At 67.7% G+C, this 14,049-nt stretch carries 12 protein-coding genes and 1 CRISPR repeat array; of the genes, 2 read left to right on the plus strand and 10 right to left on the minus strand.

The window, feature by feature from the left end; all coding sequences use genetic code 11:
• Positions 1-303: 303 nt before the first annotated feature.
• The 7 genes from ACW9TB_RS12860 to ACW9TB_RS12890 all read right to left on the minus strand — a co-directional run bounded on the left by ACW9TB_RS12860 (position 304) and on the right by ACW9TB_RS12890 (position 6,289).
• Positions 304-1,518, minus strand: coding sequence for a hypothetical protein (locus tag ACW9TB_RS12860; protein ID WP_472748204.1), 1,215 nt, complete (start codon positions 1,516-1,518; stop codon positions 304-306).
• Positions 1,515-1,799: a hypothetical protein gene (locus ACW9TB_RS12865; protein WP_472748205.1), complete on the minus strand. Its 285-nt coding sequence runs from the start codon at positions 1,797-1,799 to the stop codon at positions 1,515-1,517. The genes ACW9TB_RS12860 and ACW9TB_RS12865 overlap by 4 nt, the downstream gene beginning before the upstream one ends.
• Positions 1,796-4,450, minus strand: coding sequence for an SUMF1/EgtB/PvdO family nonheme iron enzyme (locus tag ACW9TB_RS12870; protein WP_472748206.1), 2,655 nt, complete (start codon positions 4,448-4,450; stop codon positions 1,796-1,798). Before ACW9TB_RS12870 ends, ACW9TB_RS12865 begins: the two co-directional genes overlap by 4 nt.
• Positions 4,447-5,196, minus strand: coding sequence for a class I SAM-dependent DNA methyltransferase (locus tag ACW9TB_RS12875; RefSeq protein WP_472748207.1), 750 nt, complete (start codon positions 5,194-5,196; stop codon positions 4,447-4,449). Before ACW9TB_RS12875 ends, ACW9TB_RS12870 begins: the two co-directional genes overlap by 4 nt.
• Positions 5,197-5,338: 142 nt before the next feature.
• Positions 5,339-5,623 (minus strand): hypothetical protein, encoded by a 285-nt coding sequence (locus ACW9TB_RS12880; RefSeq protein WP_472748208.1) that lies wholly within the window; start codon positions 5,621-5,623, stop codon positions 5,339-5,341.
• Positions 5,624-5,627: 4 nt separating this feature from the next.
• Positions 5,628-6,035, minus strand: coding sequence for an ATP-binding protein (locus ACW9TB_RS12885; protein WP_472748209.1), 408 nt, complete (start codon positions 6,033-6,035; stop codon positions 5,628-5,630).
• Complete coding sequence (locus ACW9TB_RS12890) at positions 6,032-6,289, minus strand: hypothetical protein (protein ID WP_472748210.1); 258 nt, start codon at positions 6,287-6,289, stop codon at positions 6,032-6,034. The genes ACW9TB_RS12885 and ACW9TB_RS12890 overlap by 4 nt, the downstream gene beginning before the upstream one ends.
• A 251-nt stretch (positions 6,290-6,540) precedes the next feature.
• Between ACW9TB_RS12890 and ACW9TB_RS12895 the strand changes: the two genes are divergently transcribed.
• Together ACW9TB_RS12895 and ACW9TB_RS12900 are read left to right on the plus strand one after the other, a co-directional pair.
• The gene (locus ACW9TB_RS12895; RefSeq protein WP_472748211.1) at positions 6,541-7,365 is read left to right on the plus strand and encodes a helix-turn-helix domain-containing protein; all 825 of its coding nucleotides are present in this window, start codon (positions 6,541-6,543) and stop codon (positions 7,363-7,365) included.
• Positions 7,366-7,375: 10 nt separating this feature from the next.
• On the plus strand, positions 7,376-7,591 hold the full coding sequence (locus tag ACW9TB_RS12900) for a DUF397 domain-containing protein (protein WP_472748212.1): 216 nt from the start codon (positions 7,376-7,378) through the stop codon (positions 7,589-7,591).
• Between the two features lie 435 nt (positions 7,592-8,026).
• Positions 8,027-8,650: a CRISPR direct-repeat array (repeat unit 36 nt; unit sequence GCCGCAATGAGACCGGTCCGGAGACCGGGGTGAAAC).
• A 229-nt stretch (positions 8,651-8,879) separates the two neighbouring features.
• On the opposite strand, the gene ACW9TB_RS12905 is transcribed toward ACW9TB_RS12900, so the two are convergent.
• The 3 genes from ACW9TB_RS12905 to csb2 are packed head-to-tail and all read right to left on the minus strand — an operon-like array spanning position 8,880 to position 14,049.
• Complete coding sequence (locus ACW9TB_RS12905) at positions 8,880-9,815, minus strand: type I-G CRISPR-associated protein, Cas3-extension family (protein ID WP_472748213.1); 936 nt, start codon at positions 9,813-9,815, stop codon at positions 8,880-8,882.
• Positions 9,812-12,670: a type I-G CRISPR-associated helicase/endonuclease Cas3g gene (gene cas3g, locus ACW9TB_RS12910; RefSeq protein ID WP_472748214.1), complete on the minus strand. Its 2,859-nt coding sequence runs from the start codon at positions 12,668-12,670 to the stop codon at positions 9,812-9,814. The genes ACW9TB_RS12905 and cas3g overlap by 4 nt, the downstream gene beginning before the upstream one ends.
• Positions 12,667-14,049, minus strand: a complete 1,383-nt coding sequence (csb2, locus tag ACW9TB_RS12915; protein WP_472748215.1) for a type I-G CRISPR-associated protein Csb2 — start codon at positions 14,047-14,049, stop codon at positions 12,667-12,669. Before csb2 ends, cas3g begins: the two co-directional genes overlap by 4 nt.

Here is a 14,049-nt window from a genome sequence, read left to right on the forward strand (position 1 = left end):
AAGCCGCAATGAGACCGGTCCGGAGACCGGAGTGAAACGGTTCGCGAACTGGCAATATGTCGGAAAGTAATCAAGTCAACACCAGAGAAGTGCCCGGTTTGACCCTATGACTGCTTGTCTGGGGTTAGGAACCCCCAGGGAAAGCATGCGTACTTGAGGTTCCTGACCGCTGCCAGAGGGCGATGGCGTGAGCTGAAGAACTCCAGTGGACCAAGGATCAAGACGCTGTGCGTTTTCAAATGGCGAGGCCCGCGTACGAGATCAGGATGCCCTCGCGGGCCTGCTCTGACAACCTGCGTTCCCCTACGCGGTGAAGCGGCGGCGTAGGGCCCGGAGGGCGACGCGTGCGGAGCGGGTGCGTAGGAGCAGGGCCGTCAAGACGATGAGGGCCGCGCCGACGGAGGCGTAGAGCCAGGGGTCGTCCGGTTCCACGACCTGGAGCAGTGCGAGCGCGATTCCGGCCGGGACGGTGACAAGCGTGAACACCACCACCGCGCTGTTGACGTGGCGGGTCTCGTCTTCGCGGGTGAGCCGGTTGGCGTCGCTGATCTCGGTCAGAATCTGCTCGAAGCGTTCACGGAGGCCGTGCTGGCGCTGGTAGGCGGTCAGGAGCCGGTTCGGGATGCCGTGGCTGGTGAGGTGCTGAGCCCACAGGCGGCGCCGGAAGGAGCCCACCTCCCGTTCCAACTCGGCCATCGCCTCCGGGCGGGGGGAGTCGAGCGCGGCCACACTGTGCTCTTCAAGGTGTCTGAGCCCCTGGTTCTGGAGCAGGCCGAGCATGAGGGCGTCCAGATAGATGGAGCGCACGTACAACTCCCCGTACCCGAAGAACCGATCCTCGGCCCCGTCATCATTACGGACACCGATCACGCCCACGCCGTCGCGCAGGACGGCGGCGTGCCAGTCGACGGAGAGTCTGATGATCTCGCTGTCGGCCGGTTCGAGGTTCTGGGGGTCGGGTGGATAGTCCGCCAGGGTGGTACGCGAGGCCAAGGCCCACAGCCACTGGTGTGTCGCGGGCCAGCGCCAGTATCTGGGCTGGCGATAGAGGCGAGGAAGTCCTCTGCCGCTGGGAGTCACGAAGCAGACCGTGAACGGGCGTCCGGGCTCGATCTTCGCCTGACCTTCGACGAGGGACTGCGGGTCGAAGCCGACGGGCGCCGCGTCCCGGCGACCGGCCAGGCCGCGCAGCAGCGACAGTGGTGCCCCTCGCCTAGGCCGCAGGTGAATGGCGACCAGCCCGCAGGCGTCCGGCTCGTCGGATGCCCGTAGCGCCTCGACACCCAGGACCTCGACATCGCCGACGACGCGGTGAACGGGGTCGTGCCAGCGGCGAGGGTGATCGTCTCGCCCGTACAGCACACGGGCGGCCTTGTCGCTGTAGTACTCGCCGCGCGCCTCGGCGGTGGAGCGCACCTGCCGATGCTGGAGGATTAGCGGCCCGGGTGCCCACTCGGGGGTGGAGGGGAACCTGGCCTCGTAGACGGCGACAACGACCTGCCTCGCCAGTCGGGTCACCGGTAGTAGTCCTCGATGTCCGGAAGGTCGAGTCGGATGACATAGCGCGCCCGTTCCGAGTCGTCCGGGTCGACCATGAACCTCACCCGCTCGCCGGTCCGGATCGTCCGGAACCCCTCGGTCACGATGTCGGAGTACATGAAGGAGTGGTGCGTCTCGGTCTCGATGTCGCGGACCACGTACGTGCCCTGGCGGCCGTCGTGCCCGCTGCCCAGCGGCATGCGGTCGACGATGTGACCGAACCGCTGGCCGCTCGCCGTCCCGGCTTCCTCGATGCTCATCCGAGCTCCTCGACGCATCTGAAACCGACCGCGTTGCTGCACCCTCGGCGCCGGGACAACCCCTTGGAGGAGACCTGCAACGCCCGGTACGGGTTGTCGTAGGAGCCGCCGCAGATGACCACCTCGTTGAGGTTCTCCAGCACCGTGCCGGTGATCTCCCAGACGTTCCCGGCCATCTCCCGCACCCCGAACGGCGACACGTTCGCCGGATGCGCGTCGACCGGTCCGGGCATGGCCTGGCTGAGCCGCCCCCGGTCGAGTTCCTCCCGCCACGCCTCGTACGTGATCAAAGGCCGTCCGCTCCACGAGTCGGCGCAGTTGACGATCCCCAGGTCGATGTCGTCCCCCCAGGGGAACAACCGCCCGTCGCCACCCCGCGCGGCGGCCTCCCACTCCAGGGAGGTCGGCAGGCGCTTGCCCTCGAACCGGGCGAAGGCGTGGGCGCTCCAGTAGTTGACGCAGATCGCCGGATGGTTCTCGTACGCCGGGTCGGTGAAGTACTCCTGCACCTTGAGGCGTTCCTGCCACGGCTCGTGGGAGAACTCCGGTGGCTTGTCCGGGTGGTCCCACTGCTGCGAACCGTGCTCTCGTACGGCCTCCAGGAAGCGGTTGTAGCGGCCGACCGTGACGGGGAAGCGGTCGAAGCGCACCGGGCGCTCGACGCGCCGGAGCATCAGGTGGTGACTCGGCCCGACGAGGTACGCGCCCGCGGGCAGGACGCAGTCGTCGGCCGGATCTTGCGGCGCCTGGCGGGAACGCCGGTAGAGAAACTCCCGGACCTGCTCGGTCAGACGCGGACCCGCCTCGACGGCCGACTCCCGGCCGGACGGTGTGCGCAGGTGTTCGGCCGCCAGCAGCTCCTGGTAGGCCGAGTGCGCGAACGCGATCCCGGACGAGTCGACGGGCCGGAAGAACTCCTTCAACCGGAAGGCGCCATAGGTCAGCCGCCCTCCCTCGAAGAGCGATATGCCCAGCTCGTTGACGAGCTCGACGAACGTGAACGTCGTACGGCCACGCAGGAAGGCCGAACCGAAGTACTCGACGATCGACGGCAGAGCATCGGCGAGACCGGCCGAGGACGCCACCCGCGTCATGTGCCGCCAGGCGAGATCGACGAGGTGCGGGCGGCCGTCGCCGCCGTCGAGCTCCAGCTCGCGTGCCAGGCGGAGTTCGAGGGGCGTCCCGGCGTCCGTAGCGTCCTGGAGCCGCAGCGCCGAGAAACGGGGCACGCGCAGCGGGTTCACACCCTGCGCATGGAGCTGCTGGACGAGCTTCTCCGACACCAGCGCGGTGCCGTCCAGCAGCCGTCGCACCTGCGGGGAGTCCTCAAGGAAGGAGACCCGCGAGCTGGTGACCACCGCGGACTCCGCCGACAGCACCTGGGCGAGCTCGGTGAACAGCTCCAGGAACCCCTCCTGGGTCATCGACGGCACCGCCTCGTCGAGGCCGTCCAGCGCGCACGCCACCGACCCCGACCGCGCGAAGTAGTGGAAGACGTCGAAGACGTACGAGTTCTCGACGGCCATGTACGGCGCGAGCGTGCGCGTGACGAACTCCCGGAACTCCTCGTCGCGGCCCTTGAGGCTCATGTCGAAGTAGAAGCGGTAACGGCGTCGGCTCGCCGTCGCCGACCCGGCGACCAGCTGCTTGAGCAGCGTCGACTTGCCGCTTCCCGAACGGCCGACGATGAGCAGGTTCCCGCCCGAGGAGGCGACCTCGTCCAGCAACCGGTCGGCGGCACCGATCCGGGAGATCCGCTGCTCGCCGGTACGTTCGTCCGTGGTGAGCAGGTCACCGGATATCGTGAGGCCCGCCGGGTCGAGCAGCTTCGGGTAGGCGCCGAAGACGTCCGCCAGATGCCGGTCCAGATCGACGAAGGCGTCCATGAAACGGTCGTAGGTGACGATCCGATAGTCCTCCCCGAGCGGGCTCGGGACCACGGGGACGCCGTCCTCCTCCAGGATGAGAAACCGGGTGAGCTTGGGCAGCTGGGTCTGCAGCAGCTCACCGCCGGTGGCCTCCAGCACCGCGGCCACGTCGTCGACGTTCCTGCTGAGCAGCAGCTCGACGTACTCGCTGCGCAGCCCCCGTTCGCGGAAGAAGAGCTGGTAGACGGTGTTGCGCGACAGCTCGAAGCGCTTGACCGGCTTGTAGTCGAGGGTCAGGTAGAGCCCGGCGAGAAACTCCGCCTTGAGCGCCACCTCGGGGGAGAGCTTGGGCACGTCCCCGGTCAGGATGCCGCTGCCGGTGCTGCCGAACCAGGCCAGCACGTCCAGCAATCGGCGTACGGCCGTCAGCCCGTCCTCGTCGGCGATCTCGTAGCCGTCGTGGGCCGACCGGTTGCGCAGGCGCTGGATGTCGCGCAGCGAGTCGAGGACGCCACTGCTGCGAATGTGCGGCTGAGCCCCCTTGATCAGCTCGCTCAGGGCCTTCCCGCCGGGGTCGCCGGGGACGTTGTGGTGCCGCCAGAGCTGTTTGAGGATCCGTTCGGTGATCTTCCCGACCAGCGAGATCGCGTTCTCGGGGTAACCGTCACCGAGCGACTTGATCGGCCGCTCGAAGTCCAGGCCGAGGTGACGGGCGACGCGGGAGTGGTCGTCCAGCTCGTTGCGGAGCTGGTAGAGACGGCTGTCGAGCTCCACGCTGCTCACGCTTTCACCCCGAATACGAAGGCGAACCGGTCGAGGCACTGTAACTCGGCACCCGGATGCCTACCCCGGATTTCCTCGATGCCCTTTTCCAACTCTGCATCATCGAAGCTGGAAAGCAGTGACATGTAGCGGTTTCGGACCATTCGCAGATAACGCTCGGTGCTGAAAGCGAGCGGGAACTCGTCGTAGGTGAACTCCGTATCGAGTCCGCTGCCGCTCATCGCGTCGGCGATGCCGACGGGATCGGGCTGGCGCTCGCGGAACAGCCTCAGCGCCGCGTCGAACAGCGGGTAGTCGATGCTCGTCGGCAGCATGACCACGAGCATCCGCCCACCCGGCCGCAGGAGACGAGCCAGCCCGTCGAGAACCCGTGGCGGATCGGCGACGTGGTGGATCACTTCCTTGAGCAGGATCGCGTCGTAGCCGTCGTGCGGAGGTCGTACGCGCTGCTCCGCGAGCTCCTCGGCCCCGGCGCGCAGCGGGACCAGACGCTCATGGGCGGGAAGCTGGTCGAGCATCGCGGGGGAGGGGTCGGCGCAGACCACCACCTCGGCGTGCTCCGCGAGCTCCCGCGCGTACAGGCCGGTCCCGCCCCCGACGTCCAGCACCCGGTGATCCGGGGTGATCCGCAGCTGGTCGAGAATGTTTCCGGTCATCCATTGAATGAATTCCGGACTGTATGCCCAGTTCTCGTCATATTTGTCAGCGAGGCGATCGTAGTGAGCCCGCGTGACATCGCTCCGCACGAGACATTCCCTCCAAGCCGAGACACCAGGGCAAGCCAAGGGTCCAACGGACGGTGAGGTGGGTCAAGGCTGCTCCGAAAGCGGGATTGGTCATGCTCTTTTGGAGGGGTGTGGATTTGATAGGAGCGAATTCAGCAGTGGATTACCGTACGAGGCCGTGCAGCAGGGCGATCCACATCGCGTCCGCCTCCCGGGCCTGCCAGCGGTCGCTTTCCTCGATCGAGCGGTGCCGTCGCGTACGGCGGATGAACCTCAGCCCGCCCGCCTGGCACAGCTCGTAGAACAGGCCACCGCAGTCGCAGGTCCACTTGCGTACCCGGGCCTGCCCGTCCCCGCGCGGAGGGTGCCAGGTCAGTGCCTCGCAGTGGGAGCGGGCGGGGAGGACGTGCGGGCTGAGGCAGCGGGGCGAGTAGTCCCAGCTGACCACAATGTCACTGTCCGCTCAGCTGGAACCAGACCACGCGCCCGGCCAGGGTCTCGTACCAACCCCAGGCCGAGGACAACTCCTGCACCAGCCAGAGCCCGCGCCCTCCGCCGCTCTCGGGACTCACGTCCGCGCAGAGGCGAGGCCGCTGCCCGACCGATCCGGCGTCGACGACATCGATGTGGAGCGTTCCAAGATGGTTGGCGACGGCGATGATGACCCGGCCATCGGGGCATCGGCCGGAGTCGGAGTGGCGGATCGCGTTGGTGAGGAGTTCGGTGACGAGCAGCAGCGCGTCGTCGGTGTGCGGATGGTCGAGCCCTTTCAGCAGGTCGCGGACGTAGCGACGAGCCCGGGGAACGGCCGCGACCTGGGCGGGCACCTCAACCTGGCCCAGTAGCCGCAGCGCCCTCACCGCGTCCTCCGCGTGATCCGCTCGCAGACCTTCCGCGCCCTGGTCCGGGTGCCGTGCTCGCACCCTCGCTCCCAGCTGAACGCCGAGACGTGGTTTTGCTGCTCGGCCGTGGGCCTTGGTCGTCCGGGTGGAAGGAAGATCTCCATACTCGGCTGCCGTCCGGGCGGGAACCGGACCACGGAGTCAACCCCAAGATCGTTCAACTCCCAGGCCAGCTCCACCAGCTTGCCGCCCCACTCCTGAAGATCATGCATTCTCATTTTCTCGCCGCCCCTCCATCGGTCCATATAACTCAGGACAACTGTTTGGGAGCTCTCCGTCACCGACCATGGGTAGGTGTGGAAGCATCTGAGGCAAGCTTGCATCCAGCTCCTAGGACTATGCAAGGCGTGCAGATACATTGATTGCATTAATTGCGCCGCAATGATCATCGCCAGATTTTGAACGCATCATTCGTCCAGAAAGGTCGCCGTTGTCCAGCAGGCGCCATGCCCCCACAGTCCGGTTGCGTCGTCTCGCCGCCGAATTACGACGACTTCGCGAGGCCGCTCAGCTGACTCGCGAGGACGTAGCCACCCGGACTTCAATCAACGAAGCCACTCTGTATCGCATCGAGACCGCGAAGACTCGTCCGCAGACGCGCACTCTCGCCGCTCTGTGCGACGCCTACGCGGTCACGGCCACCCAGCGAGCCGAACTCGTGGATCTCTCCAAAGCGGCTGCTCAACGAGGCTGGCTCCGGTCCTTTTCCTCCGAGTTGCCCGAGCAGTACACGACCTACATCGGTTTTGAGGCCGAGGCATACTCGGTGTCGAATTACGAGTCGTTGTTCGTGCCGGGTCTGCTCCAGACCGAGGACTACGCTCAGGCCGTCATCCGAGGAGTGCTGCCCACCGCCAGCAGGGATGAGATCGATAGCCGTGTCCAAGCCCGCATGGAGCGACAGCAACTCCTGTTCGGTGAGTCTCCCCTCCGGCTCTGGGGCATTATTGACGAAGCCGCTGTACGCCGCCGCGTCGGCGGCTCGCAGGTGATGCTGGCCCAGCTTCGTCATCTGATGAAAGCAACTGACCTCCCTCACGTGACCCTTCAAGTCATCCCGTTCGAGGTAGGCGCTCACCCGGGCATGCCAGGTTCGTTTGCACTTTTACAGTTTTCGCAGCCTGACCCGGCGGTTGTCTACGTCGACAGCATGGCGGGAGATCTTTTCCTGGATGCGGAAACCGACGTCGAGCGGTATACCCTCATATTTGAGCACCTCCGCGCCGTGGCACTGGGCCCCGACGACTCGTGCTCGCTGATAGCCAAGATCGCCAAAGATGCGACGTGAGGGAGGCGAGATGACCGCCCTGGATCTGTCGGGCGCAGCCTGGCGTAAGAGCACCCGCAGCAGCGGCAACGGCCAGTGCGTCGAGGTTGCCACGCTTCCCCATGAGCGGGTCGGAGTCCGCGACAGCAAAGATCGGACTGGTCCCGCTCTGATCTTCACGTCTATTGAATGGCATGTCTTTATCGGTGGCATTAAGAGTGGCGAATTCGACGATCCAGCTATCTGATCCCGCAATGAAACCGGTCCGGAGACGGGGGTGAAACGGGCGGCACCGGCGGCTACCGCTCGCGCGCCGCAATGAGACCGATCCAGAGACCGGGGTGAAACTCCAAAGCGGCGCGGAGTCGAGTCGCCTCGCCCTGAAGGCCGCAATGAGACCGGTCGCGAGGACCGAGGTGAAACGATCGTCATCTCGCGCTTGCCGGTGGCGTTGGCACGCCGTAATGAGACTGGTCGTGAGGACCGGAGTGCAACTCGTACGGGATGAACGTCTCCGGTGCCCGCCCCTCACCCCCGCAATGGAACCGGTCGCAAGGACCGGGGTGCAATCGGTGTCTGTCCACGCCGGATCGTAGGCGACCTTGACGCCGCAATGAGACCGATCGCGAGGATCGGGGTGAAACCTGCAAGGTCTGATCAACGGCCTGTACGGCATGTTGCAGCCGCAATGAGACCGGTCCGGAGATCGGGGTGAAACCGGGAAGTGGAACGTATGCTGCTGCTCCTTCGAGCTGCCGCAATGAGACCGGTCCGGAGACCGGGGTGAAACACCTCGGGCAGCGGGGTGCCGGTCGCGACGGCGGCGCCGCCGCAATGAGACCGGTCCGGAGACCGGGGTGAAACGGCCGAGCTCGGCCGCGAGGTCGTCGGCACGCACGAGCCGCAATGAGACCGGTCCGGAGACCGGGGTGAAACAGGGTACGCAGCTGGTCGGCAGTGCGGCCGACGATCTGCCGCAATGAGACCGGTCCGGAGACCGGGGTGAAACCGGTGCCGCCGTAGCCGGGGCTCCCCCACGCATTTGCGGTGCCGCAATGAGACCGGTCCGGAGACCGGGGTGAAACGGGCGACCTCTCCGAGGACGACAGCTCGCACACCTACGCGCCGCAATGAGACCGGTCCGGAGACCGGGGTGAAACTACGTCTCTGGGGTGTGATATAGGTCACAACACGACCGCCGCAATGAGACCGGTCCGGAGACCGGGGTGAAACCTTGGTGCTGGTCGGGATTTACCCTCGGCGCTGGATGGCCGCAATGAGACCGGTCCGGAGACCGGGGTGAAACGGTTCGCGAGCTGGCTTTATGACCATGAGTAACTACGCTGAATCGACGCGATGTCCTGTTTGGTGCTTCAAGTGTTCGTTTGAACTTCGGAACCTCCCGGGAAAAGTGGGCGTGCTTGGGGTTCCTAACCGCCGCAGAGACGGGTGGAGCAAGACAAGGTTTCCGCCGGGACGAGGATCAGACACTATGCGGTTTTCAAATGGCGAGTCGTGCGTACGCGTGCCAGAAATCAGGTGACCGTCACGAGAAGCGGAGCCAGGACGCCGTCGAAGGTGCGGCCGGGGATGCGTTGGCGTTCTGCGCCGTAGACGTTGAAGATGCCGAGGGCTGGCCAGGAGGTGGAGGCGACCGTGGGGACGCGGTCGCGGGGGGCGAGGGCGGGGTGGTCGAGAAGGCACCTCACGGAGGGGAGATCGAGGGCGGGCCGCCAGAGGGGCCAGAGCATGACTGAGGTAGGGCCGGTTCGGTGCCAGAGAGTGGCGCGGAGGCGGTGACCGTCGCCGGTGATGCGGAGGAGGGGCAGGGCCATGGTGGCCAGCCAGGTGGCTCCGGGGACGCCGCTTTCCCGGCCGGGGCGGCCCTCGGTGTCGTCGCTGTTGCTGCGCAGCACCCGGTGGTCGAGGTATTCGCCGGTGAATCCCTCGACCCGTCGCCAGCCGATGAGGGCTTCCAGGAGTCGCTCCGGTTCGTGCCGTACCGCCTCCAGGGGTTTCTCGAAGAACGTGCGTAGCTTCTGCTGCCCGCTGGGGGCGGTGAACGGTGTGATGGCGCAGCGGCCCTGCTTGTCGAGGGCGAGGTCGGTGACCAGGGACGGCAGCCAGGTTTCCACAGCCTCGGGATGACTCGCCATCAGCTGGTGGAAGTCCTCGCGGGATCGGCGCAGTGGGTCCTTTCCCGAGCCGGACGGTGGTGGGAAACCGGCTCCGCCGTCGGGGAGGACGGCTGAGTCGGGGATCGACGCGACGACACCGCGCAGGGCGTCCGCTATCTCCTCGGCCGTCTCGTACGGACTGTGCAGGATCGCGCAGGCGGTGGTATCGGAGAAGGAGAGCGCGGCGGGTACGTGGCAGATGTCGGCGCAGACGCGCAGGAGGCCCAGGGCGGCGAGGAAGCCGAGCGGGTCTCGTCCGTCGAGAGCGGGGAGCTCCGTGCTGAAGGTCGTCATGTCCGTTCCTCGCTGAGGGCCGAGCACCAGATGTCGGCCAGCCGGACCACGGCTTCCATCCGGGCGAGCCCCCAGCGGCCGTAGCGCTGATTGAGGCGTTCGAAGCGGCCCGGAGACGTCCAGTCGACCGACCGGGAGGTGTCAACCTCGATCGGCTGGCCGTCCCGCTCGATTTTGGTGGTCGGCGCGGGGTCGATGACCGGAGGGAACAGCGGACGGCTTCGTCCGTGGTGGCTGGCGATGAGGTGCAGGACCAGGTCGTGGTCGACGTCGCGTACGTCGACCAGCAGTGCTGTCGAGATCTGGGTGGAGAGCACCTCGTGGCGCATTGAAGCCGGATAGGACGCTCTCCGGCGGGCCTGCCGGAAGGCGGCGCGGTCGCCGGGGTTCATGCCTGACTTCGCGAGCGGTTCGTCGCTGGCCGCTGCCGCCCAGCGGTCGCCGCCGTGGAGCATGACCTGGAAGCGCGGGTCGCGTTTGCCCTCGTCATGCCAGAGGGCGGCGAGCCCGACGGCCTGGATGACCTTCAGCTCCATGCCCAGGTTGCGGGCGAACTCCTCGGCCTTCTCCGCCACCTCTCGCTGGTGGACGGCCAGGGAGAGCTTCGCGGCGGAGATGGAGGACCCTGCGGCGGTGGTGTCCTCACGGAACGCGGTGGTTCCGAACGACAGGAGGAGGGCGCCGGTGTCGATGTGGTGGATCAGCCGACCCTGGGAGCGGCCGGTCAGCCGTCTGAGCATCGTCAGGTGAGGCAGCTCGTCCTGACCCGGTTGGGGTTTGCTCAGCGTGGATCGGAGCGACAGCGTGGGGTCCGGGGCCGGGGCGTCCTGGTGGTCGGATCGCAGGCGTTCGACCCAGGCTGTGACTTCGAGGGCGAGGTCGGGAGCGTAGGTTTCCATGGCGCGGACCAGGCTCGGGCCGACGCGGATTGTCATCCCGCCCCGAACACCGGACTGCGCGAGGTCGGCGATGTCGATCGCGGGCTCGCGGCTGTCGGGATGCCAGCCGTACTCGTCGCAACCGCCGTAGGAGGTGGGGACGACGACGAGGTCGGACGCGCGGATCTTCGCTGGGCCGACCACTTCGGCGCTGCCGCGTGGGCGGTAGCGCAGCACGGACCTGCCGCCGGGCGGGACGGCGATGTCGGGGAGGTGCTCGGCCTCCAAGTCGCTGATGTCGTCGCCGCCCGTTTCCCCGCGGAGCCAGCGTCTGACGTAGGGGAGCGGCAGCTCGATGCTCTCGGCCGAGGTCGGCGGCACCAGGCCGACGAGGTCGGGCCACAGGTCCTCGTTGTCGGGGAGGTCACGCCAGATCACCGTCACTTGGGGTCTCTCCCGGTCGATCCCGTGCAGGTAAGGATCCACCGGGATGTCGTTGAGGGGGATCGGTGAGGTGCGGGCCCAGACGTCCAGGTGGGCCCGGCCCAGGAAGGGGAAGTAGGAGCGAGGCTCGCGCAGCGTCGCCCACCGGCCGGGGGGCATGGCTCGGACCAGTGCGCGCAGTGCCGAGGGGAAGACGTCCATGCCCGTCGATCCGGCGGGGAGCCGCGCCTTCTGCGAGTGGGTGAGGGGCGTGCCTCCCTGCTCGCACAGCCAGGCCCAGGTCGCCGGACGGGCCGTGTCGTACACGCCGTCGGAGTCCGCCGAGCCGTGCAGCACGACCGCCGAGGCCACGGTCTTCTGATCGCCGAGGCGGTTCAGGCGGCCGAGGCGCTGGATGAGCGCGGGCAGCGAGGACGACTCGGTCACGAGCGCGTCCAGGTCGATGTTCGCGCCGACCTCGATCGTCTGGGTCGCCACGACGAACATCGGCTCGGCGGACGCGCGGTCCCGGCCCGCCCTAATGCGCTCGTAGTGGTTGGACAGCAGGTAGTCGCGGTCCAGCGGACGGATTTTGCCGGTCAGCAGCACGCAGCGGCTCTCGCGGTCGGTGCGCAGGAGCTCGAACACGGCTCGCGCCCGCGCCACGGTGTTGACGACGACACCGACGACCGGGTGTTCGCGGTGAAGCTCCCGCGCCCAGTGGGCGAGGGCGTCGGGCATCACCTTCGCCGTGTTGGCCTTGGTGGTTGGCACGTCCACCAGGTGGAGCCGTTTGGATGCCTTCAACCGCTTGGACGCTTCCTCGTGGTTCTCGTCCGCCTCGGTGATGCCGTGCACGTTGGCGGTGTCGGCCTCGGGGCTGGCGGACATGCTGACCACGACCGGCCGGATCGAAGCCGGTGTCTCGTCGCAGGTCGTGGCCCCGCGCACGCTCGCCAGGAACGCCTCCGAGAGGTGGGCCTCGTCCACCACGATCAGGCTGTCGGTGCCCACCAGTGCCGCGTCGATTGGGCGCAGGTATTCCCCGACACCGTAGCCGCGGAAGAGGAACCGGCTGCCCACCTGATCGACGGTCCCGACGACGATCGCGTGCCGGTCAGGTCGCTCGACCCACCGCCACGACCAGTTGACCCCGCCGCGCATCCGGGTCACCTCCACCGGAGTTTCGGCGGTGTCTCCATCCACCCGGAGGGCGGCGGCGACCTTGGCCGCGAGGCTGTCGTCTTCGGAGGTGAGGAGAGCTTTGGCGATGGATTCGGCGTGCCGGTACGCCTCGTCGACGATGAGCCGACGGTCGACCACGAAGAAGACGCGCCTGGGAACTCCGATGCGAGCCTGAGCCCTGCCGAGGGCCGCCGCGAAGAGGGCGACATCGATCACGGACGTCTTCCCCAGGCCGGTGGGGACGTCGATCAGCTCCGGCCAGCCCTCCCGAACCACCCGTTCGAGAAGCGCGGTCTGCCAGGGGAAGGGCTCGTACCCGTGAACCTCCTTGTAGAAGGCGGGGAAGTCGGTGACGGCGAAGGCACTCATCCGGAGATCCCCTCGGGAACGAAGAGGCCGAGGCCGAGATAGCGCAGCGAACCCGCGATCACCGGTCCCACCACCGGCCGGTCGAAGACGACCCGGGTGTGCACGATGGGCTTCTTCGGTCGGTTGGACGGGAGGGATCCCGGCCGGGGACGCCAGATCGCCCCGCGTGTCAGCGGCGCCGTCGAGACCTCGACGTCGATGACGTCGGGAAAACCGGCCCGGCGCAGCGACTTGGCGACCATCTGCTCGTACGAGCGACCGGGACGGGCGAAGCTGTCGGTCATCATCGGGGTGGCCGTGACCCAGGTGCGAGTCCCCTCCGCCCGGCCGGTCCACCGGCCGCGACGCAGGGTACGCAGATTCTGACCCTGGCCGAGCCGTAGGGGCTCACCGGGCCAGGGGGTGAGCCTGGTCAGCGGGTCGGCCATGACGGCCTTGGCCAGCCGGTTCCAGTCTTCGGCGGGCATGTGGCGAGGGAGTGCCAGCGCCACTCCCAGGAGGTGGCCGTCGGAGTGTGGCTGGTCGATGTCGGGAAGCGCGAGGAAGGCGACGTGGGTCTTATCGTCGGCCCCGTGCCCGCTCACCTGGGCGGGGATCGGCTCGGTGACCCTGGACATGACGGCCTTGCGCAGGGCGAGCGTGAGCCGGGCGACCTGATCGCCGCTGATGCGGGCGCTGGGCCGCTCGAATCCCCAGACTATAAGGTCGTCCCAGGGGGAGAGGTGTGTCGGGGCGGGTTCTTCCACCGCCACGACCTGCGAGTACGGCAGCGCCCGCGCGGCCTCCCACGCTCTCCCACCACGGTCGTAGGCGTCTCGGAGCGCATCGGTGTAGCCGACGTAGGGTACGCGCAGCTCGATCGCGCCGGGGGTGCCGAGCGCGACCGGGGCAAGCTCCGACCAGGCCGGTTCGTCGTCGGGCAGGGAACCGGTCACGGTCACCTCGGCCTGGCTGGTCGAACGGCCGACGTACGGCACCCGCCGGGCCAGGGCGCCGAGCTTGGCGAGCACGCCGGGGTCGGGGTCGGCGCCTGGCCACACCACGGCGAACCGGTCGCAGGCCGGGGTGACGAACGCGCGGCTGCGCGCCCCGTTCGTGCGGCCCGGCCAGGTCTGGCTGCCGCTCTTCTGCTCGGTCTGGTTCGTCACCACGTAGGAGTCGGTCCGGCCCAGCCGGGCGTCATCCATGGCCGCATGCACCACCGGCGCTCCGGCACTTTCCAGCCAGCGCAGGGCGTCCCAGTCGTCCGCCCGCACCGCCGAGGCGGCCAGGGCGCAGAACAGCCGGGCCGGGTGAGGGGGCCATTCGGCCCGGCTGGGCCGCATGTCACCGGCGTCGTAGCGGCCATGGCGCAGCCGCACCGTGAGAGTGAGCGCCAC

This window comes from Streptosporangium sp. H13245 (assembly GCF_055690525.1).

Bases quoted from the DNA above. Each gene is read 5' to 3' on its own strand.
- ACW9TB_RS12865 (WP_472748205.1), bottom strand. From the start codon at position 1,799: ATGAGCATCGAGGAAGCCGGGACGGCGAGCGGCCAGCGGTTCGGTCAC.
- ACW9TB_RS12890 (WP_472748210.1), bottom strand. From the start codon at position 6,289: ATGCATGATCTTCAGGAGTGGGGCGGCAAGCTGGTGGAGCTGGCCTGG.
- ACW9TB_RS12900 (WP_472748212.1), top strand. From the start codon at position 7,376: ATGACCGCCCTGGATCTGTCGGGCGCAGCCTGGCGTAAGAGCACCCGC.
- ACW9TB_RS12905 (WP_472748213.1), bottom strand. From the start codon at position 9,815: ATGACGACCTTCAGCACGGAGCTCCCCGCTCTCGACGGACGAGACCCG.
- cas3g (WP_472748214.1), bottom strand. From the start codon at position 12,670: ATGAGTGCCTTCGCCGTCACCGACTTCCCCGCCTTCTACAAGGAGGTT.